Below are 21923 nucleotides of genomic sequence, written 5' to 3'. Positions count from 1 at the left end.
TAGCTTATTTATTACCCACGAATTTCAATAAGGTTTCTTTCAAGGTTGTGATTTTGGTTGGCTTAGATAGACAGCCATTCATACCTGCATCCCGGCAACGTTGCTTCTCCTCCTCCATTGCATTTGCTGTTAATGCAATAATTGGAACTGTTGAACCTAAGTTTCGTAACGCTTTAGACAGCCCATAACCATCCATATTTGGCATATTCACATCGGTTAAAACGATATCAACCGTATGGTTTTCTAGATATTTCAGTGCATCAATACCATCAACGGCAGTACAAGTGCTAAAACCAATATTGGATATTTGATCGCTTAACATCACCCTATTGATTGGATGATCATCAACAATTAATACTTGGTATGAACTCAGTGAACCATCTATCTCAAGGGAGTTTGCTTTATTGCTCTCTTCTTTTGCAGCCTGCTCACCTCGTGATTTCGAAATAAATTTATCGATGATTGATGGTAACTTTTCATTCTGATAAGTGTTATATAACCATTTGTTAGGCGACTCTTCACGCAAATCACCAACATATAGATTACACAGATGAAGTACTTTTTTACTCTTTAACTCATGAGAGTCTTGGTTATCGGTGATCAATAAATCATAACTTTCTGCCTTATCAATTTCTTTATCAACACAGACAACAAAATGGTTATGTCTAAGTAGTCTGGTTAAAAAGCTAGAAAGACATTGGTTCCGGCAAATAATCGCTATCCGATAATGAAAGCGGTATTCCGGAATAGTATGTTCGGTATACTTTTGGCCATAAAGTGGGATACGGATAATAAAGGAGCTACCCAAGCCTATTTGCGAATTAACTTCAATATCTCCATCCATCAAGTTAATCAACTTTTCACAGATTGCTAACCCTAAACCTGTACCTTTATGCCCCAAATTATTTTGGTCATGCACTTGGAAGAAGGGATCAAAAAGTTGTAACACAACCGCTTGCGGCATGCCTATCCCTGAGTCTTTAATTTCAATCTTTAAATAGTTTTCGTCACGCCAAACATAGAAAAAGACAAAACCAGAATCTGTGAATTTAATACTATTATTGATGATATTCGATATCACCTGCTGTAGCCTTACCGCATCACTCAATAGCAAATCAGGCACATTAGGTTCAATAAAGGAATAAAGCGCTATCTGTTTTTTCGCGACTAAAGGCAAGTAGTTAGCTAAGACAAAAGCAAAAACATCGCGGCAATTAAATAGTTTATATTCAATGTTTAGTTGATTAGATTCAATTTTTGAAAAATCCAATATATCACTGATAATTTGCAGCAACAGTGAGGATGAATTATCCATCGTGGTTACAAGACGATTCGCTTTATCGGATAACTCAAGCCGCTGTAATAATTCAATATTACCGATGATACCATATAGTGGCGTACGTAATTCATGACTCACCGTTGCCAAGAACATGGATTTAGCATGGTTAGCCTGTTCCGCAGCATCAGCCACATCTTGTAAGGATTTCTCCATCTGAACACGGATACTAATATCAATCAGTACGCATATAGCAACATCTTCGTTTTGATAACGCGAATTAACAAAGCTTATTTGTAGATGCGTACTACTACTAGTCACAACATCAATGTAATTACTCGATTTTTGGCGAATAATTGTCAGTATGCGCTGTTTATCATCTTCACTTAATAAGCGGAAATAATCGTGAGCTAATTCATTACTCAGAATGTTGCCACCATCACTTAACCTTAGAATGATGATGCCGACAGGCGCCGATGCTACAATTTTATGGTTAAACTGTTCATGCTCTTCAAGGCGAATAGCGGTATTCGCGGCTGGCACTAGCATTTTGCGCTCTAACAACCAAATGAGGAAAAAGATCAGGCAGCCAGAGGTGATATTAATAACGATACTATAAAAAATGGACGCTCTATGCTCTGCAAATATCTCGCTGGTGGGAACAGCATACACCACTGTCATTAATGATGGCGATAAGCGCTTTTTAAAAATCAGTTTTGAATAATCGGAGCTAAAGCCAAAAAAACTAGGCTCAGAAATAGAGAGTAAATTGGAATTTTTAGGATTCAAGTCCGTTGGGTAATATAAAACCGGTTGGTTATACGAATTAAGGACGACCACTTCAAAGGATTTATTCGAACGTTGTATAAATTGATTTAAGCTGATTGTTCTCTCTAAACCAATAAACCCATACAGAAGGCTACTCACATAAATAGGTTGGATCAGATACAACTGCCCTGAATCGGTTTGAGCACCATGAACAATCGTATATAAGTTACGCTCTTGCCCTTGTAATCTTAGGCTTTGATAGGAACGTATATTTTCGTAGCCAACCTTTTTTAAGATCTCAATGTCAGATACGGTCGTACGGATTGGAAAATCCATCATGCAGTAACTTTTAGAACCTATTACAAAGACATGATTTAACCCTTGCGGAGCAGCAATACTGTCTTTCCAAAAATAAATGAGTTGTTCGAATGCGTTTAGGTAATCACTGGTTCTATTTTTAAAATAGGTACAATCCGCCTCGGGTGATAATGGGTACAGGCTATAGGAACCAGTGGCAGGTAATGTGACGTAATTTGGTTCATTTTCCAGTCGCTCTTCATGTTGTTCAGTCATAAACTGGATAGAGCGCAATGTGGTACCGGTTTGCAAAATGAACGCCTGCATATTTTCAAACCCTGAATAAAACTGCTGGCGTATATCTGACTTGCTTTCATTAAATTGGGTATAAAGGAAGAATAAGGTAATAAAAACCCCCATTCCCCATAGCATTAAGCCGAGGATACGGAATAAATCACGGGATAATCGTAATGATGTTCTAAATGACGGTAAATATCTCAAGATCTATCCTACACAGGCTATGTTACTGTGACTGAGTATACTCGATAAAAGTTGTAAAAAGCGATAGTTGTTAAACTGGATGGTTAGATAGCAAAACGGGCGGTAAACCGCCCGTCGAATCAATGACCCATACATTTATTCAGGCGTATTGGTTCCCATGTCTGTGCTAGGTATATCCTCTGCACCTGCTTCATCAGAGTTTTCATCTTCCTCTGTTTCAGCGACACGTTGTAAACCAACAACTTTTTCTTCTTCCGCTGTTCTAATCAGCGTCACACCTTGTGTATTACGGCCAACAACACTAACTTCCGAAACGCGTGTACGCACTAAAGTACCAGCATTCGTAATCATCATAATCTGATCGGTTTCATCCACTTGGATAGCCCCAACCACATTACCATTACGCTCACTGACTTTAATTGAGATCACACCTTGAGTTGCCCGCGATTTCGTTGGGTACTCTTGCTCAGCCGTACGTTTACCATAACCGTTTTCAGTCACAGTTAAGATATGGCCTTCGCCGCGAGGGATAATCAGTGAAACCACTTTGTCTTCATCGGCTAGACGAATACCACGTACCCCAGTTGCAGTACGTCCCATCGGGCGAACCGCATCTTCGGCAAAACGGACAACCTTACCTTGAGCAGAGAACAGCATGACTTCATTTGAACCATTGGTTAAATCAACACCAATCAATTCATCGCCTTCATTGAGGTTAACGGCAATAATACCGGCACTTCTTGGGCGGCTAAAGTCTTGCAATGCCGTTTTCTTCACCGTACCACTCGCCGTTGCCATAAAGACATAGTAGCCTTCTTCGTATTCACGAACTGGCAAGATAGCGGTAATACGCTCATCTTGTTCAAGTGGCAACAAGTTCACAATTGGACGACCCCGTGCTCCACGGCTGGCCTCTGGTAATTGGTAAACTTTCATCCAATATAGGCGACCACGGCTAGAGAAGCATAGGATGGTGTCGTGGGTATTCGCCACCAGCAAGCGCTCAATAAAGTCTTCTTCTTTAATGCGTGCTGCCGATTTACCTTTACCGCCACGGCGTTGCGCTTCGTAATCAGACAGTGGTTGATATTTCACATAGCCTTGGTGAGACAGTGTTACCACCACATCTTCTTGGCTAATCAAATCTTCAATGTTGATATCCGCTGTATTTTCGGTGATCTCAGTACGACGAGCATCATTATACAGTTCACGGATAGCTTCTAACTCTTCGCGAATAACTTCCATTAAACGCTCAGGGCTACGTAGGATATACAACAGTTCTTCGATTTGCTTCAGAAGATCACGGTATTCTTCCAGCAGTTTCTCATGCTCAAGCCCGGTCAGTTTTTGCAGACGCAAATCCAAAATCGCTTGGGCTTGTTGCTCAGTCAGATAGTATTGACCGTCGTGTACGCCATATTGTTCTTCAAGCCATTCTGGGCGTGCTGCATCATCACCGGCACGCTCAAGCATCGCTGCCACATTACCAAGATCCCAAGGGCGTGCGATCAACCCTGCCTTCGCTTCTGCTGGCGTCGGTGCACGACGAATTAACTCGATAATAGGATCAATGTTAGCTAATGCAACGGCTAATGCTTCAAGAATATGTGCTCGTTCACGTGCTTTACGCAATTCAAAAATAGTGCGGCGAGTCACCACTTCACGGCGGTGGCGAACGAACGCAGCAATAATATCTTTTAAATTAAGGATTTTTGGTTGGCCTTGATGCAAGGCTACCATATTAATGCCGAACGAGACTTGAAGCTGAGTCAGCGAGTAAAGATTGTTAAGGACAACCTCTCCTACCGCATCACGTTTCACTTCAATCACGATACGCATGCCGTCTTTATCAGACTCATCGCGTAATGCACTAATTCCTTCAACACGTTTTTCTTTAACGAGTTCAGCTATTTTCTCAATAAGACGAGCTTTGTTTACCTGATAAGGAATTTCGCTGACAATAATCGTTTCGCGGCCATTTTTTTCGTCAACTTCGACCTCAGCACGCGCACGAATATAGACCTTACCACGGCCAGTACGGTACGCATCGATAATTCCACGGCGACCATTAATGATAGCGGCAGTCGGGAAATCAGGCCCTGGGATGTGCTCCATCAGACCTTCAATGCTAATATCTTCATCATCTATATAAGCAAGGCAACCGCTGATCACTTCCCCTAGGTTGTGTGGAGGAATGTTCGTTGCCATCCCAACAGCAATACCTGACGAACCATTAACCAATAGGTTAGGGATTTTCGTAGGCATAACTTCAGGGATTTGCTCTGTACCATCATAGTTTGGGACGAAATCAACGGTCTCTTTTTCAAGATCCGCTAACATTTCATGGGCAATTTTCGCCATACGGATTTCCGTATAACGCATTGCAGCTGCGGAATCTCCGTCAACTGAACCAAAGTTCCCCTGACCATCTACCAGCATATAACGCATAGAAAAAGGCTGAGCAAGACGAACGATTGTCTCATAAACAGCGATATCACCATGTGGATGGTATTTACCGATAACGTCCCCGACTATACGGGCAGATTTTTTATAGGGTTTATTCCAATCATTTCCCAATACATTCATCGCAAACAGTACTCTGCGGTGTACTGGCTTCAGTCCATCTCGAACATCTGGAAGCGCGCGCCCGACAATAACGGACATCGCATAATCCAAATACGAACTTTTGAGTTCTTCTTCGATATTGACCGGTGTGATTTCTCTGGCAATGTCGCTCATGGAACCACTGTCCCTCATAACTTCGGATTCAAAGGTTTAGAACTATACCACAATTCGCCAATTTAATAAAAAAAATGAGAAGTGAGTATTTGTCTTTCAAGCTATGTATAATAGCGGAAAAATGTCTTTATGTGTCCGTATACTTTGAGTTTATTGCGTAAGAGCAACAAAAAAACGTTTTATGGCCTCAATAAATTCGCGTATTAACGTTTGGACACCTATCTAGGAACAGGAGCTCCACTCATGAATGATACTTCAACCCCCGCGTATCAGAACGTCGATAAGCATGAAATTGAGAAGTTTGAAGCTATTGCTTCTCGCTGGTGGGATCTCGAAGGTGAATTTGCCCCACTTCATCGCATTAATCCGCTTCGCCTTGGCTATATTATGCAACGGGTTGATGGTTTATTTGGTAAGAAAGTACTTGATGTGGGCTGTGGTGGCGGAATTTTATCTGAAAGTATGGCACGTGAAGGTGCCGATGTGACGGGACTTGATATGGGGGCGGACCCACTGATGGTCGCACGCCTGCACTCATTAGAGTCAGGGATCCCTGTTGAATACGTACAAGAAACAGTAGAGCAGCACGCAGACAAATATCCACAAGCTTATGATGTCGTGACCTGCATGGAGATGTTGGAGCATGTGCCTGATCCACAGTCGGTCGTACGTGCGTGTGCTAAATTGGTCAAGCCCGGTGGGCATGTTATTTTTTCGACGATCAACCGCAATAAAAAAGCGTGGTTAATGGCGGTCGTTGCGGCGGAATATGTGATGAAAATGGTTCCGAAAGGCACCCACGATGCGAAAAAATTTATTCGCCCTTCTGAACTGATTTCGTGGGCAAACGAGGCTCAGCTAAAAGATAGGCATATCATGGGGTTACATTATAATCCACTTAAAGATAAATTCTATTTAGGCCCGAATGTGGACGTTAATTATATGCTCCATACTGTCAACGAATAAATAGCAAGCGTTACGTTCAAGAAAACAGCAAACGATCGCATTTTGCAAAATTTATTTTCGTCACCCTGTTGCGAGTTTCCACTTATAGAATTCCTTTTCTAGTGCAGCTTACCGACAAGGTGACGTTTTTTATCCCTACAGTTATCCACAGAAGACTCAGATTTGTGCACTTGATAAAACCGCTTATTAACATTATCTTGTTATAGTAAAATCAACAAACCACTACATATAGTATGTAATTTGAATCTAACACTACAAGTCTCATAGAGTTAATCTATGAGCTTTTTTGCGTTAGCAATATGCTATTTTGTAGGTCAACCAAGGTGTACTTGCTCATGAACCAGAGTCTGTTAGTCACAAAACGTGATGGACATAAAGAACGCATTGATCTCGATAAAATCCACAAGGTAATCACTTGGGCTGCTGAAGGCCTGAATAATGTATCTGTTTCTCAGGTGGAGTTACGTTCACAGATTCAGTTTTATGATGGGATCAGAACGTCTGATATTCATGAAACCATGATCAAAGCGGCTGCTGACCTTATTACTGGCGATACGCCTGACTATCAATATCTTGCGGCGCGTCTTGCAATATTCCATCTACGTAAAAAAGCGTATGGTCAATTTGAGCCACCCGCGCTGTACAAGCACGTCACTCGCCTTGTTGAAATGGGAAAATATGATAAGCATTTGCTGGAAGACTACTCACAAGAAGAGTTCGAGCAAATGGATAGTTTCATTGACCATTGGCGTGACATGAATTTCTCCTATGCTGCCGTCAAACAACTTGAAGGTAAGTATTTAGTACAAAACCGTGTTACGGGCGAGATTTATGAGAGTGCACAGTTCCTCTATATTCTCGTTGCTGCATGCTTGTTCTCTCATTATCCAAAAGAGACTCGCTTAGACTACATCCGTCGTTTCTATGATGCGGCTTCCACATTTAAGATTTCGCTACCAACACCAATCATGGCTGGTGTTCGTACACCAACTCGTCAATTCAGCTCTTGCGTATTGATTGAGTGTGGCGATAGCTTAGATTCTATCAACGCAACATCCAGTGCGATTGTTAAGTATGTGTCTCAACGTGCAGGTATCGGTGTAAACGCAGGCCGTATCCGTGCTTTAGGTAGCCCGATTCGTGGCGGTGAAGCATTCCATACTGGTTGTATCCCTTTTTATAAGCACTTCCAAACCGCCGTTAAGTCTTGTTCACAAGGCGGTGTGCGCGGTGGTGCAGCGACACTTTTCTACCCTTTATGGCATTTAGAAGTTGAAAGCCTATTAGTGCTGAAAAACAACCGTGGGGTTGAAGGTAACCGTGTTCGCCATATGGATTATGGTGTCCAAGTCAACAAATTGATGTATGAGCGTTTGATCAAAAACCAAGATATTACGCTGTTCAGCCCTTCTGATGTGCCTGGTTTATATGATGCTTTCTTTGCTGATCAGGATGAATTTGAGCGCCTGTATCTGGCTTATGAACAAGACGACAGCATCCGTAAATCCAGTGTTAAAGCGGTTGACCTCTTTTCATTAATGATGCAAGAACGTGCATCAACAGGTCGTATCTATATTCAGAACGTTGACCACTGTAATACTCACAGCCCATTTGATCCTTTAGTTGCACCAGTGCGTCAATCAAACCTGTGTTTAGAGATTGCACTGCCGACAAAACCATTGAATAACATCAATGATGAAGAAGGTGAAATTGCGCTTTGTACGCTGTCAGCCTTTAACTTGGGTGCGATTGAAAACCTTGATGAATTAGAAGAGTTGGCCGTGCTTGCTGTACGTGCATTGGATGCCCTTCTCGATTATCAAGACTACCCGATTATTGCCGCGAAGAAAGGGGCAATGGGTCGCCGTACTTTAGGTATTGGCGTCATTAACTATGCTTATTATTTAGCCAAGCATGGTGTTCGCTATTCCGATGGCAGCGCCAACAATTTGACTCACAAAACCTTTGAAGCAATTCAATACTATCTATTGAAAGCCTCTAACGAATTGGCTAAAGAGCAAGGCGCTTGCCCTTGGTTCAATGAAACCACTTATTCAAAAGGTATTCTACCAATTGATACCTATAAGAAAGAGTTGGATAAATTGACTGATGAGCCTCTGCATTATGATTGGGAAACGTTACGTAAAGATATCCAACAATATGGTCTGCGTAACTCAACCTTATCAGCGTTGATGCCATCGGAAACATCATCACAGATCTCTAACGCAACCAATGGTATCGAGCCACCTCGTGGTTATATCAGCATTAAAGCATCTAAAGATGGTATTCTACGCCAAGTTGTACCTGATTATGAGAATCTTAAAGGCGCCTATGAGTTGTTATGGCAAATGCCTTCAAACAGCGGCTATTTGCAATTAGTCGGTATTATGCAGAAGTTTGTTGATCAGTCTATTTCTGCAAACACCAACTATGACCCAACGCGCTTTGCAACAGGCAAAGTACCAATGAATCAATTGCTAAAAGATTTATTGCTCGCCTATAAGTTTGGTGTGAAAACACTTTACTACCACAACACCCGCGATGGTGCGGAAGATGTTCAAGGTGATCTGGAAGAAGTTGTTGAGTCAGCGGATTCAGATTGTGAAGGCGGCGCGTGTAAAATTTAATAGGAATTGTCATGTCACATACTTACACCATTTTCTCACAAAAGAGAAATGACCAATTACTTGAGCCGATGTTTTTCGGTCAACCTGTTAACGTTGCTCGTTACGACCAACAAAAGTATCCGATTTTCGAAAAGTTAATCGAGAAACAGCTTTCATTTTTCTGGCGTCCAGAAGAAGTTGACGTTTCCCGTGACCGCATTGACTATAATGGCTTGCCTGATCATGAGAAACACATATTTATTAGTAACCTGAAATACCAAACGCTGCTGGACTCTATTCAGGGTCGCAGCCCGAACGTGGCGTTATTGCCACTGATTTCAATTCCTGAATTAGAAACTTGGGTTGAAACTTGGTCATTTTCAGAGACGATCCATTCACGCTCTTACACTCATATTATCCGTAATATCGTGAATGATCCGGCAATCATCTTTGATGATATCGTTGAAAACGAAGAGATCTTAAAACGCGCTCGTGACATTTCTGCTTACTATGACACGCTGATTGAGATGACCAACTATTACCATATGTTTGGTGAAGGTACTCACACCTGCAATGGTAAACAAATCACAGTATCACTACGTGCACTGAAAAAACAGTTGTACCTGTGCCTAATGAGCGTAAATGCCTTAGAAGCTATCCGTTTCTATGTCAGTTTTGCTTGCTCATTTGCCTTTGCAGAGCGTGAGCTAATGGAAGGGAACGCAAAAATTATTAAACTGATTGCGCGTGATGAAGCCCTTCACTTAACAGGAACCCAGCATATGCTGAACTTGTTACGTTCTGGGCAGGATGATCCTGAAATGGCAGAGATTGCTGCTGAGTGCGAAGACGAGTGCTATAAACTGTTCGTGGATGCGGCTGAACAAGAAAAAGAGTGGGCTGAATATCTGTTCAGTGAAGGTTCTATGATTGGCCTAAATAAAGATATTCTGTGCCAATACGTGGAATATATCACCAATATCCGTATGCAAGCTGTTGGGTTAAAATTACCTTTTGAGGCACGCTCAAACCCAATCCCTTGGATCAACGCATGGTTGGTGTCTGACAACGTTCAAGTTGCGCCGCAAGAAGTCGAAGTTAGCTCTTATCTGGTTGGTCAGATTGACTCTGAAGTCAACACTGATGACCTGAGTGATTTCGAACTCTAATCATGGCTAGCCATAAAGTCACCCTGCGGCTCTCGCAGGGTGTGCAAGTACCTTACCACACCGAGATCCACACAAGCCTGCTTGAAGCACTTGAAGACAGCCGTATTCCTGTTGAATATCAGTGCCGAGAAGGCTATTGTGGCTCATGTCGAGTCATGCTATTAAAAGGGAAAGTGGGCTATAAACAAAAACCGCTTGCCTTTGTACAAGACGGTGAGATTTTACCTTGTTGTTGCCATCCCCTTTCTGACATCGAAATCGGTTAAAACCTCACAGCGATGACGCTCTCTTTACGCCATCGCTGTTAATTAAACACGTCACTTACAGATTATAGATAACCATATAATCCTGCAAATACCCATCCAAACACACAAGAGACACCAACACCAATGAGGCCGGGTAGAATGAAGCTGTGGTTAATCACAAATTTACCTATCCGAGTCGTACCGGAACGGTCAAATTGAATAGCGGCTAAATCACTTGGATAAGTCGGAAGAATATAATAACCATAGCAAGCAGGCGCAGATGCGATGATATAGGCAGGATCAACACCAATGCCGAGCGCTATCGGAACGACCGCAGCTAAAGCGGCTGCTTGTGAGTTCACAAATTTAGAGACCAATAAGAGGATCACGGCATAAGCCCATGGATAGTCTTTGACTAATGCCCCAAGCGTGCCTTTGATTTGATCCATATGCGCGCCAAACATTGTTTCTGCCATCCAAGCGATACCATATACGGCAACAATGGCAATCATTCCTGAACGAAAAACCTCATTTTTCGAAATCTGTGCCGGATTTGTTTTACAAATAATGATGATCAGCGCACCAGCGAGCAGCATAAACATCTGTATCACAAGTACCATTGACAGTGGTTTGCCATTAACCAATGGCCTTAATTCAGAAACCGCCCCCAAAATTGCAACAACCCCAATAGAAGCGAGGAAAATCCACATAGCAACCCAATTGATTTTCGGTAACTTTTTATCGAGTAGTGTCGCGCTGTCGCCATACACATATTCGTAATTTTCATGTACCGAAATAAACTTTTGGAATTCCGGATCTTTATCGAGATCTTTCCCTCTGAACCAACTGAAAATACCGATTGCCAGTATCCCGATTAGGGTCGATGGAATGGTAATCGCCAAGAGATCTAAAAATTCGAGCGATTTACCATTAATGGTGATGCCATTTAACATCGCCACTAAAGACACCACTGCAACAGAGACAGGGCTGGCAATAATCCCCATTTGTGCACCAATACTACTGGCCGCCATCGGCCTTTCAGGACGAATATTATTTTTTATCGCCGCGTCATAGATAATAGGAAGGATGGTATACACCACATGCCCTGTACCACACAAAATGGTTAAAATACAGGTAACAAAAGGTGCCACAATAGAGATGTATTTTGGATTTTTACGTAGTAGTCGTTCTGCAATTTGTAGCATGACATCCAAACCGCCTGATGCCTGTAGAGTCGCTGATGCTGCAACAACAGCGATGATCACAAGCATAACATCAACAGGCGGTTTTCCAGGAGGTAAACCAAAACCAAAAACGAGTATCACTAAGCCAACGCCGCCTAGCAGCCCGAGAGCCATTCCCCCTTTTCTTGCTCCGTAGAACAAGCAGACGAGGATAATGGCAAGTTGTATCAAAAAGTCCATAAGTTCATCCTTTCAATTAATGTTTCCTTACATTATCGGGATGAAAGATTGACACAAATTTGATTTATATTAACTGGTTAAAGAATTTAATCTTATTTTTCAATTCGATTTTCCCACCCCGTCACAAAATTTATCTTAGGTTCCTGAGATACTGTCCTGTTAATCTAAAACATCATATATATCAATCAATTAATTAACATCCATTAACATTTAAAATCCGATGTATTTACCTTTAATCACCATATCAATAACGATTATTCATTAACTAGGACGAATAATTCGTTGCTATTTTCACCGTTGCTTTATAAGAAAAATGCGCGTGTGTAATTTTATGTTTACACTCATTGTAATTTAGATTTGACAGAAAAACTGTGATCGCATAATCTGCTCAACTAATAAATCCACGACTTTTAATCAGAGGAATTTGTGAAAAATCGCACGCTAGGTAGCGTTTTAATCGTTGCAGGAACAACAATAGGTGCAGGGATGCTGGCTATGCCACTTGCCGCTGCGGGTGTCGGTTTCACAGGTATTGCATGCCTACTTGTCGGCCTATGGATGTTAATGAGTTATACCTCATTACTGCTCGTTGAGGTTTATCAATACAATCCACCAGATATGGGCTTGGGATCAATCGCGAAAAAATACCTTGGGCCTATTGGACAAATCGTCACAGGCTTAAGTATGTTACTTCTGATGTACGCGCTGACTACCGCTTATATTGGTGGCGCAGGTGTCCTGATCTCCAACAGCCTACTCTCGTGGTGGGATATTCATCTGTCGACCAAAACATCAATTATCTTATTTACGCTTATCGGTGGTGCTGTTGTTTGTATCGGTACGCACTCTGTCGATTTTATTAACCGCCTACTATTTACAGCTAAAATTATCTTTTTAGTCATTATGTTGGCTGTTATGTTACCCCACGTTGAAACCGTCAACTTAGGCAGTATGCCTGCTGAAAAAGGGCTACTGCTGGCGGCAGTGCCAGTCATCTTCACCTCATTTGGTTTCCATGGTAGCGTGCCTAGCCTTGTGAATTACATGAATGGCGATGTGCGTAAACTTCGTATCATTTTCATTACAGGGAGTGCGATCCCTTTAGTTGCCTATATCTTGTGGCAGATAGCCACTTTAGGGTCGATCCCTTCTAACACATTTTTAGGGATTTTGGCGCAAAAGTCTGGCCTAGATGGCTTACTCACCGCCATTCGTGATGTCGTTACGGCTCCACGCGTTAATATTGCCGTTAATCTGTTTATGGATTTAGCGCTAGCCACATCGTTTTTAGGGGTTGCTCTTGGTTTATTCGATTACCTTGCTGATTTATTTAAACGGAATGATAGCCTCATTGGGCGTATTCAGACAGGCTTGTTAACTTTTTTACCTCCGTTATTAGCAGCGTTATTTTTTAGTAGTTTCGTACAGGCGTTAACTTATGCGGCGGTTGCATTGTCTGTATTAGCCCTGATCATCCCCGCATTATTGACAATGCAAGTTAGAGCCGTTGAAAAACCTATCGATAAGCAAGCTCATTACCGAGTTAAAGGCGGCTCTACTCTGCTCCGTCTGGTTTTATTATGCGGTTTTGCAGTGATCATTATTCAATTTGCTATCGTTGCGGGCTACCTACCTAATGTAGGCTAAATTTAGCGTCAAAAACAAAGCTCGTACCGTTCACTAAACGGAAAAGCCCCCCAATAGCAACCAACTATTGGGGGGCTTTTGATATCCGATTTTATAGCGTCACTCCAAACTGTACGGGTTCCGCTATATTACAACCAGTAATTAGAAGCTTAGACCTGCTCCCACATACCAACCGTCAGCAATTTTGTTGCTTGGGTTGTCATGCGTACCTTTAATATCGATGACACGGTAGCCTGCATCAACTGAAAGCGGTTTAAACACAGTATAGCGTGCGCCGACTTTTGCTTCGGTATAAGATTGACTTCCCGATGTTAATGATGCCGGAGCACCATAAGCTTCACCATAAATATTCAAAGAAGGCATCACTTGCCATCCAAGACCGGCTCCACCTGCTAGCGCCATACCATCTTTATTGTCTTCAGGTGATAAATATAAGGCTTTACCACCAACATAGGCTGAAAATGGACCTAGAGGCAAACCAAAGGTTGCGCCTAAGCTACCCATTTGACCATCATGATCACTACGCGCCCATGAGCCATCAAATGCAAGGCCTGCGCCTTTAGTACCAATGCCTGCATTGAGTTCAGTATAATGCTTACCCACATTTGCATTAACAGAAACAGCTTGTGCAGCCCCGACGAACATCATTGATGATGCTGCCGCTGCAACGAGAAATAATCCTTTACGCATATCATTGCCCCATTAATAGAAGTTATTTAGTCATACTACAATATATAAATCCAATTCTCAGTAGTTATTACTGTTTTTTACTTTTCAGTCATTAAAACAACACCATTCACAACGACGCTGAGTATTCCTATTGATTTTTAATCAGTTATCACAGTAATTGGTACTATGTATTAGTTATACTTTAACTAATCAACTATAATCCAATGATAATAAGGCATTATGCATGGAAAGCATTGTATTTCGAACGGAATAAATGCATTTTTTAGTTTTATTGTCTATAACTTACTGGAGTATTGTGATGAAAAAGAAAGGTCTCACGACTGCATCTGGCGCACCTGTTGTTGATAATAATAATGTGATGACGGCAGGCCCTCGCGGCCCTATGCTATTACAGGATGTTTGGTTTTTAGAAAAATTAGCCCATTTTGACCGTGAAGTTATTCCTGAGCGCCGTATGCATGCTAAAGGTTCAGGTGCATTCGGTACTTTTACTGTTACACATGATATTACCCGTTATACCCGTGCAAATATCTTTTCTGCTGTCGGTAAACAAACGGATATGTTCGCACGCTTTTCAACGGTTGCTGGTGAACGTGGTGCGGCAGACGCTGAGCGTGACATCCGTGGTTTTGCATTAAAATTTTACACAGAAGAAGGTAACTGGGATCTGGTTGGTAATAACACCCCTGTGTTCTATCTGCGTGACCCGCTGAAATTTCCGGATTTGAACCACGTGGTTAAACGCTGCCCATACAGTAATATGCGTTCAATGGCTTATAAATGGGATTTCTTCTCTCATTTACCAGAATCACTTCATCAATTGACCATTGACGTGAGTGACCGAGGTATACCTCGTAGCTACCGTCATATGCACGGTTTTGGTAGCCATACTTATAGCTTTATCAATGATAAAAATGAACGTTTCTGGGTTAAATTCCACTTCCGTAGTCAGCAAGGCATTGAGAACTTGATGGATGATGAAGCAGAAGCGATCATCGGTAAAGATCGTGAAAGTTCTCAGCGTGACCTGTTTGATGCCATTAATAAAGGTGACTACCCACGCTGGAAGCTACAAATTCAAGTGATGCCAGAAGCCGAAGCGTCAAAAGTGCCTTATAATCCCTTTGATCTGACTAAAGTATGGCCTCACAAAGACTATCCATTAATTGATGTCGGTTACTTTGAATTAAATCGTAACCCTGCTAACTATTTCTCCGATGTTGAGCAAGCTGCCTTTAACCCAGCAAATATTGTTCCAGGTATCGGTTTCTCTCCGGATAAAATGTTGCAAGGTCGTTTGTTCTCGTATGGCGACACTCAGCGTTATCGTTTAGGTGTTAACCACTACCAGATCCCTGTTAACGCACCACGTTGCCCATTCCATAACTATCATCGTGATGGTGCAATGCGTGTTGATGGTAACAGTGGTAATGGTGTGACCTATGAACCAAACAGTGCAGGTATGTTCCAAGAGCAGCCTAATTTCAGTGAACCACCATTGACGCTTGAAGGTGCAGCTGATCATTGGAACCATCGCGAAGATGAAGACTATTTCAGCCAGCCGCGTGCATTATATGAACTGCTTGATGATGCAGAGCATCAACGCATGTTCAAACGTCTTGCAGGAGAGTTGATTGAGGCTTCTGAAGAGACACAAAAACGCCAAATTGACCTGTTCAAAAAAGTTCACCCTGAATATGGTGCGGGCGTAGAAAAAGCGTTAAATGCCCTTAAATAATCACGCTTAGTTAAACGTCAGGCTCTTATCTTGAGCCTGATGTTTATTATGAGCCATGCCGGAAATCAGTGATTAGTTTGCACTATTGACGAAACAAGCCCATCTGACTCTGACGATGCTTTATCACCCCTGTTTTCATCAAAAATAGATAAACTACAGTCCTGAATTCTCTTTTGACTGAATAAGGTCGGGTTGCTGTAACACCCAATTTTTCACTTGCTGGCGCGATACCTTAATACCGCTTCCTTTTAAGCTATTCTCTAATAGAAAAAAATGAGCAGGATATTGAAAAGGCGCTAGTTTGCCTTTTAGCCAACCTTGAATGGTGTCTAATTCACATTTATCGCTGAACTCAATCACGGCAACAGGCCTTTGACCAAACTCCACATCATCAATTGGAATAATAAAGCTTTGACTCACCGCTGGATGGTTATTAATCACCGCTTCAATATCTTCCGGTTGAACACACTCTCCACCACTAATAAATAAGTTATCCAGCCGCCCGATCACATGATACTCATCGTCGATATATGCGCCTCTATCATTGGTTTTGAACCAACCTTCGATAGTTTTTAATGGAATCATTTTTCCATCAAACCAATATCCCATCGCTTGGCTCTGTGAACGAACCTGAATTTCTCCCTCGACTAAGCGCAACTGTTTCCCTTTAAGTGGAAGGCCAACCCCTTTCTTACCATCTGCACGTTTTGCACAGACGGTCGAAGCCATTTCTGTCATACCATAACCACTCCAGCAATCAATGCCTCTATGTGAGGCAAGATCAGTCAATGCAGTCGGGATCGTCGCGCCACCAAGTAAAACCTGTTTTAAAGATAGTGATAATGTTTCCGTTTGATTGAGTAACCGCCACAATTGTGTCGGAACCAAAGACGCATGGGTAACCGTTTGTAATGCTTCGATAAGCGGTGTTGAGCGTATTGCTAGTTGCGCTCCGCGCAGCAACCAACGCCATAAAATACCTTGCCCTGAAACATGAAATAACGGTAAAGAAAGCAGCCAGCAATCATGCTGTTGGTAATCCATCGCCTGTAACACACCATTTGCACTATCGAGGTGAGCAAGCACATTATGCACTGCCGCCTTTGGTAACCCCGTAGAGCCAGATGTTAAGATCAAAGTGGCGGGTTGGGTCTTCGCATGAGAAAAGTGAGGCAGATGGTGTTCCCACTCATGCGCCGTTACCGCTCGCTCTGACACGGCTAAAATTGGGTAAGTAAACTTAGCCAGTAAACCATCATCAAAATCGATAGCAAAATCAATATTCAGATGTGGTAACAGTTCTGCCAGTAAAGACTCAGGTAAACGAGGGTTAAGAGGCAAAACTTTCGCCCCACAATACAATGTTGCAAGTTGGCTCAATAACAGTTCTACACTATTTTTACCGCGCAACACTACGGTTTGTCCGTCACGTAAACCCTGTTGAGTAAAGTGATAAGCGAGCCTCATCACTCGTTGATTCAGTTGTTCCCATGTCAATGGCTCAATATCGGTAATTAATGCCACTGCTTCAGGTCGATGACTGGCCCAATGTTGCCAAGGCCAGTCTTGGAAAAATACTAACTCTGCCATTCGATAGTCAATTCATCTAATTGCTTCACTGGAAGTGAACTATTTGGCCACGTGCGTATCAGTTGAGACTGGATCAAATCTAATGTGTCCAACCCTGGTAGCGTATTAGGCGTTAATGCATTAGCAATGCGCGCTAACTGAGTCAAACCAAAACTACTTTCAATCGATGAGCTGATCACCGCTTGCAGACCGTGATGATGAGCCTCTGTGACTAATTGGCGGCAATAAGCAAGGCTACCGGTTAACATCGGCTTGATCACAATCGCCGCAACTCCCGGTTGAGGCTCCACCCTAAAACCAGCCTCACGCACACTTTCATCCCATGCAATGGCAATGCCAGTATCTGCGGCATATTGCAGTGATTCTTCCCGTGTTTTACAAGGCTCTTCAAGGAAGTCAATACGATCGCGATAAGCAGGGTTTACATATTTCGCAAAGCCATCTGCTTTTGCACGCGTCCAGCTACGATTAGCATCAAGACGTAATTTTAGGTCAGGCACCGCTTCCAGTAATAGGTTCGCCACCATGCCATCACGTACCGCCTCATACAAGCCGACTTTGACCTTAGCGATTTTTTCGCCTTCCATTGCACTTAGACGCAAAATCAAGTCATCAGGATCACCACTACACAATGGTGCTTTGCGGTAGTCGGCTTGCTCAGGAAGTTCCCCCGATAATTCGGCCAATGCACAACTACAACCAAAAGCTACCGACGGTAACAGGCTTTCCGCTAGTGGCTTACCACTTACCCACTCGGCAAGCCGATGTTTGGCTTCTTCTGTTGCCTCCGCCAGCGTTTCTTGGCTAAATTCGGGGAGCGGTGATATTTCCCCCCACCCTTCATTATCCCCTTCTTGTAAGCGAACCAACAACCCATCGCGAGTTTTCAGGCGTTGGTAGCGCAGGATAACGCCTGCCTCCATCGGCAGGCTAAACGCGTAAAGTGTTGCCTTACGCATTATGGATTACGCTTATATTTAGAGAAATCTGGCGCACGTTTTTCATTAAACGCATTGCGTCCTTCTTGACCTTCTTCTGTCATATAGAACAGCATAGTTGCATTGCCAGCCAACTCTTGTAGGCCTGCCTGACCGTCACAATCTGCATTGAGTGCCGCTTTCAAACAACGTAGTGCCATTGGGCTATTTTCAAGCATTTCACGACACCAGCGTACGGTCTCTTTTTCAAGAGAGGCATATGGTACAACCGTATTCACTAAGCCCATTTCCAATGCTTCTTGAGCGTTATACTGGCGGCACAGGAACCAAATTTCACGCGCTTTTTTCTGACCAACAATGCGTGCCATATAGGATGCACCCCAGCCACCATCAAAAGAGCCTACTTTAGGACCTGTTTGACCAAAAATCGCGTTATCCGCGGCAATCGTTAGGTCACACATCATATGTAATACGTGCCCACCCCCAATAGCAAAGCCAGCCACCATCGCCACAACAGGTTTTGGACAAGTACGAATTTGGCGTTGGAAATCTAGGACGTTGAGATGGTGAGTACCACTTTCATCACGATACCCGCCGTAATCCCCACGAATTTTTTGGTCTCCCCCTGCACAGAATGCTTTTTCGCCTTCACCCGTCAAGATAATAGTACCGATTTTATCGTCATAACGCGCATCAGCTAACGCTTGGATCATCTCTTTTACGGTCTGTGGGCGAAATGCGTTACGCACCTGTGGACGGTTAATCGTAATCTTTGCAATCCCTTCTGACGACTTGTGATAGAGAATGTCGTCAAACCCTTCTGAGCAATCTTGCCATTCGATTGGGGCATAGAGTTTTTCTTCGCTAGGATAAATCATTATCAAGTTCCTTTAACCACAGTGTGATAAAAAATGATGAAGTGCAGTGGCATAGCCATACGGATTTTCCCGATGAGCATTATGCCCTGCATTATTAATTAGCGTAATCGGCAAAGCATATTGTTGCGAAACGCTTCGAAATTTTTGATCTTGTTCACCACAAAAGTAGCGAAATGGCATCGTAAGCTGATACAGTTTGTCCACCAAAAAAGGCTGTTTAGACAAAGAGGTACTTTCTAACATATCAGCGACAGCTAAGGGGTTATTGTGCTGTCTTAACAAGATTAATTGTTGGCGTTGGCTCGCAGTTAAATGTGCAAATACAGGTTGTTGATACCAATCATTTAACACTTGGCAAATCGGCTCGTGGCGAAAACGTTGCGCCCAATGGTGGTCGTTGGTGTAACGAGACTCCCGCTCCGATGAGCTATTTAGCCCAACATTTCCTCCTTCAATTACCAACCCACTTAAACCTGCTGGTTGGCGATAACAAGCCGTATGCATAGCAAGGCGTGCACCCAACGAATATCCAATAAGGTAATAATGTTGAATACCATGATGTTGTAAAAGTTGAACCAACTGCTCATCAAAATCAGCAAAACTTTGGCAGCTTATAGACTGAGATAATCCATGACCGGGCAAATCAACACGCAATGACGGGAAGTTAGGGCACAGTTCCACCATCGGCAGCCATTCATCGGCGCTACCGAGCAGCCCGTGTAACCACACTAACCAAGGCCCCGAATGATGTTCATTGTGTCGATAAGCCGCTAACATCAGAAACTGCCTACCTCATCAAGTAACTGTTTTAAAGTTCGCGCACCTTCGTCACTCTCGGTGTTTAATTCAATCAACAATGTCCCTTGTTGGTTATACCAAAATTGTTCAACAGTGTTTTTTAGAGAGAGCCAATCTTTAGGTGCTGCGTACTGCAAGCCAAACATCAGTGCCGCATGCTGAAAGTGAATATTTTGTGGCATACAATAATACTGCTGCCTTGCCGCTTCAGGCGTAGGTAGCATAGAAAATATCTGCCCACCGTTATTATTCACCACAATTAAAATTGTTGGCGCTGAAGGCGCTCGCAATAAAGCGAGGCTATTGAGGTCATACAGTGCCGAAAGGTCACCAACAATCCCCAAGGTCGGCTTGGTGGTTGCCCGCTGGACACCAGACATTGTTGAAATTAGACCATCGATACCACTGGCCCCCCGATTACTATAAACCGGATAACCCACGGGTAATTGCGCCAAAGCATCAATTAGCCGAACAATTAAGCTATTACCCACAAATAACTGCCCTTTTGGCGGCAGTAGCGCTGGTAATTGATGCGCAATCGCGGCTTCAGAAAAGTGATTGCGTAACTTTGTACTCACATGCCGTTGTGTCTGCTCAGCCAACGAGTAAAGATCTTCACACCAAGCCCCTCTTGGTTGAGCGGGATGAGCATCAAGCCACCCTTTAATTGAGCATGTTAATTTACGTCCGTAGTGATGAGCGGGATCAAGGCGTTCTGGGATCGTATCAATGATCCAGTATTCTTGTGGATGGCACTGCGCTTGCCATTGAAGTAGGCGTTTTCCTGTTAAGCTCGAGCCGAATTGTACCACCAGTTCAGCTTCATTAAGTCGCGCTTTGGCCTGTGGATGAGCTAACCATAAATCTGCACAAGGATAAGGTTGCCCTGTTTGTGACAACACATCGCTAATTAACGGCCAGCCAAGTTCCTTCGCCCAGTTTGCAACACGCTCACCATCTTGACTATTCATACGGCCCGCAATAACAACCCCTTTTTTCTGACGCCAAAAATACCAGTCAGAAATATGGGCAACGGTGTTGGTTAAAGGCTCGCTTAACCAAGGTAAATTAGAATGCCACCAATCGCCAAGTTGTTGCTGCCATTCATAATCTCCTTCCGTTTCACCATACAGCGGCTCAGCAAATGGGCAGTTAATATGGAAAGCGCCGTGGTGTAGTTGATTCATCCCATTATCAATGGCACTGACTAACCATTTCGCCGAAATATCACGAGTTGGTCGGGGTAACATCAAACTTTGTGATGGGTGTGACGCAAAGATATATGTTTGGCGAATAGCCTGATTCGCGCCACAATCGATAAGCTCCGGCGGTCTATCTGCCGTCAAAAAAATGACTTTTTCGCCAGTCAGTCCGGCTTCAATTAGGGCAGGATAGAGGTTAGCCACTGCGGTTCCTGAAGTGACGATCACGCCGACAGGCTCAAGGCTTGCTTTTGCTAAACCTAAAGCTAGATGCCCCAAGCCTCTTTCATCAAAATGAGTATGGCAGTGAAGCTTATTGTTATTCGCTGCTGCTAACGTCAAAGGTGTAGAGCGAGAACCAGGCGCAATACAAATATGTTTCATACCGTGGCGGGTGAGTGCTTCGATAATAATCTCAGCCCAACGCATATTAAAAACAGAATTCGACATA

Annotated in this window: 15 protein-coding genes; 6 read left to right on the top strand and 9 right to left on the bottom strand. The window is 43.1% G+C overall.

What is annotated here, in order from left to right; all coding sequences use genetic code 11:
- Positions 1–4 precede the first annotated feature (4 nt).
- Complete coding sequence (rcsC, locus tag I3B46_RS08245) at positions 5–2785, bottom strand: two-component system sensor histidine kinase RcsC (protein ID WP_231405925.1); 2781 nt, start codon at positions 2783–2785, stop codon at positions 5–7.
- Positions 2786–2977: 192 nt separating this feature from the next.
- Positions 2978–5581 (bottom strand): DNA topoisomerase (ATP-hydrolyzing) subunit A, encoded by a 2604-nt coding sequence (gene gyrA, locus I3B46_RS08240; RefSeq protein WP_014656250.1) that lies wholly within the window; start codon positions 5579–5581, stop codon positions 2978–2980.
- 243 nt (positions 5582–5824) lie between these two features.
- Here gyrA and ubiG point away from each other — a divergent pair, with 243 nt between their 5' ends.
- The 4 genes from ubiG (at position 5825) to yfaE (ending at position 10588) form a co-directional block, all read left to right on the top strand.
- Positions 5825–6547 carry a bifunctional 2-polyprenyl-6-hydroxyphenol methylase/3-demethylubiquinol 3-O-methyltransferase UbiG gene (gene ubiG, locus I3B46_RS08235; protein ID WP_004921073.1) on the top strand — a complete coding sequence of 241 codons (723 nt, stop codon included), beginning with the start codon at positions 5825–5827 and terminating at the stop codon, positions 6545–6547.
- Between the two features lie 335 nt (positions 6548–6882).
- Positions 6883–9174 carry a class 1a ribonucleoside-diphosphate reductase subunit alpha gene (nrdA, locus tag I3B46_RS08230; RefSeq protein ID WP_004921074.1) on the top strand — a complete coding sequence of 764 codons (2292 nt, stop codon included), beginning with the start codon at positions 6883–6885 and terminating at the stop codon, positions 9172–9174.
- Between the two features lie 11 nt (positions 9175–9185).
- The gene (gene nrdB / locus I3B46_RS08225; RefSeq protein ID WP_004921075.1) at positions 9186–10322 is read left to right on the top strand and encodes a class Ia ribonucleoside-diphosphate reductase subunit beta; all 1137 of its coding nucleotides are present in this window, start codon (positions 9186–9188) and stop codon (positions 10320–10322) included.
- A gap of 2 nt (positions 10323–10324) precedes the next feature.
- A complete protein-coding gene (gene yfaE, locus I3B46_RS08220; RefSeq protein ID WP_014656251.1) occupies positions 10325–10588 on the top strand; it encodes a class I ribonucleotide reductase maintenance protein YfaE in 264 nt (87 codons plus the stop codon).
- Positions 10589–10650: 62 nt separating this feature from the next.
- Here the strand turns inward: yfaE and I3B46_RS08215 are convergent, their stop codons facing one another.
- Complete coding sequence (locus tag I3B46_RS08215) at positions 10651–11991, bottom strand: anaerobic C4-dicarboxylate transporter (protein WP_004921077.1); 1341 nt, start codon at positions 11989–11991, stop codon at positions 10651–10653.
- Between the two features lie 486 nt (positions 11992–12477).
- Between I3B46_RS08215 and tyrP the strand changes: the two genes are divergently transcribed.
- Entirely contained in the window at positions 12478–13638 is a 1161-nt protein-coding gene (gene tyrP / locus I3B46_RS08210) for a tyrosine transporter TyrP (RefSeq protein WP_230084765.1), read from the top strand.
- A 141-nt stretch (positions 13639–13779) separates the two neighbouring features.
- Here the strand turns inward: tyrP and I3B46_RS08205 are convergent, their stop codons facing one another.
- Positions 13780–14328 (bottom strand): YfaZ family outer membrane protein, encoded by a 549-nt coding sequence (locus tag I3B46_RS08205; protein ID WP_004921080.1) that lies wholly within the window; start codon positions 14326–14328, stop codon positions 13780–13782.
- A 298-nt stretch (positions 14329–14626) separates the two neighbouring features.
- Between I3B46_RS08205 and I3B46_RS08200 the strand changes: the two genes are divergently transcribed.
- Entirely contained in the window at positions 14627–16066 is a 1440-nt protein-coding gene (locus I3B46_RS08200) for a catalase (protein WP_004921082.1), read from the top strand.
- A gap of 153 nt (positions 16067–16219) precedes the next feature.
- Here the strand turns inward: I3B46_RS08200 and menE are convergent, their stop codons facing one another.
- The 5 genes from menE to menD are packed head-to-tail and all read right to left on the bottom strand — an operon-like array spanning position 16220 to position 21922.
- A complete protein-coding gene (gene menE, locus I3B46_RS08195) occupies positions 16220–17656 on the bottom strand; it encodes an o-succinylbenzoate--CoA ligase (protein ID WP_104873572.1) in 1437 nt (478 codons plus the stop codon).
- A complete protein-coding gene (gene menC / locus I3B46_RS08190) occupies positions 17644–18615 on the bottom strand; it encodes an o-succinylbenzoate synthase (RefSeq protein ID WP_040133286.1) in 972 nt (323 codons plus the stop codon). Before menC ends, menE begins: the two co-directional genes overlap by 13 nt.
- Positions 18615–19472: a 1,4-dihydroxy-2-naphthoyl-CoA synthase gene (gene menB, locus I3B46_RS08185; protein ID WP_004921088.1), complete on the bottom strand. Its 858-nt coding sequence runs from the start codon at positions 19470–19472 to the stop codon at positions 18615–18617. Before menB ends, menC begins: the two co-directional genes overlap by 1 nt.
- Before the next feature lie 12 nt (positions 19473–19484).
- Positions 19485–20249 (bottom strand): 2-succinyl-6-hydroxy-2,4-cyclohexadiene-1-carboxylate synthase, encoded by a 765-nt coding sequence (menH, locus tag I3B46_RS08180; RefSeq protein WP_014656254.1) that lies wholly within the window; start codon positions 20247–20249, stop codon positions 19485–19487.
- A complete protein-coding gene (gene menD, locus I3B46_RS08175; RefSeq protein WP_014656255.1) occupies positions 20249–21922 on the bottom strand; it encodes a 2-succinyl-5-enolpyruvyl-6-hydroxy-3-cyclohexene-1-carboxylic-acid synthase in 1674 nt (557 codons plus the stop codon). The genes menH and menD overlap by 1 nt, the downstream gene beginning before the upstream one ends.
- Position 21923: the final 1 nt, after the last annotated feature.

Origin of the sequence: Providencia sp. 2.29 (genome assembly GCF_015832305.1) — a bacterium.
GTDB classification, from domain to species: Bacteria; Pseudomonadota; Gammaproteobacteria; order Enterobacterales; family Enterobacteriaceae; genus Providencia; species Providencia stuartii.
The sequence above is the reverse complement of the archived record's forward strand: the minus strand, read 5'-3'. Positions and strand labels throughout refer to the sequence as shown.

What these genes read in the sequence shown, in the direction of transcription:
- nrdB (WP_004921075.1), top strand. Translation starts at nt 9,186, where the DNA reads ATGTCACATACTTACACCATTTTCTCACAAAAGAGAAATGACCAATTA.
- I3B46_RS08205 (WP_004921080.1), bottom strand. Translation starts at nt 14,328, where the DNA reads ATGCGTAAAGGATTATTTCTCGTTGCAGCGGCAGCATCATCAATGATG.
- I3B46_RS08215 (WP_004921077.1), bottom strand. Translation starts at nt 11,991, where the DNA reads ATGGACTTTTTGATACAACTTGCCATTATCCTCGTCTGCTTGTTCTAC.
- menB (WP_004921088.1), bottom strand. Translation starts at nt 19,472, where the DNA reads ATGATTTATCCTAGCGAAGAAAAACTCTATGCCCCAATCGAATGGCAA.
- menH (WP_014656254.1), bottom strand. Translation starts at nt 20,249, where the DNA reads ATGTTAGCGGCTTATCGACACAATGAACATCATTCGGGGCCTTGGTTA.
- ubiG (WP_004921073.1), top strand. Translation starts at nt 5,825, where the DNA reads ATGAATGATACTTCAACCCCCGCGTATCAGAACGTCGATAAGCATGAA.
- tyrP (WP_230084765.1), top strand. Translation starts at nt 12,478, where the DNA reads ATGCTGGCTATGCCACTTGCCGCTGCGGGTGTCGGTTTCACAGGTATT.
- gyrA (WP_014656250.1), bottom strand. Translation starts at nt 5,581, where the DNA reads ATGAGCGACATTGCCAGAGAAATCACACCGGTCAATATCGAAGAAGAA.
- menD (WP_014656255.1), bottom strand. Translation starts at nt 21,922, where the DNA reads ATGTCGAATTCTGTTTTTAATATGCGTTGGGCTGAGATTATTATCGAA.
- yfaE (WP_014656251.1), top strand. Translation starts at nt 10,325, where the DNA reads ATGGCTAGCCATAAAGTCACCCTGCGGCTCTCGCAGGGTGTGCAAGTA.
- I3B46_RS08200 (WP_004921082.1), top strand. Translation starts at nt 14,627, where the DNA reads ATGAAAAAGAAAGGTCTCACGACTGCATCTGGCGCACCTGTTGTTGAT.
- nrdA (WP_004921074.1), top strand. Translation starts at nt 6,883, where the DNA reads ATGAACCAGAGTCTGTTAGTCACAAAACGTGATGGACATAAAGAACGC.
- menC (WP_040133286.1), bottom strand. Translation starts at nt 18,615, where the DNA reads ATGCGTAAGGCAACACTTTACGCGTTTAGCCTGCCGATGGAGGCAGGC.
- menE (WP_104873572.1), bottom strand. Translation starts at nt 17,656, where the DNA reads ATGGCAGAGTTAGTATTTTTCCAAGACTGGCCTTGGCAACATTGGGCC.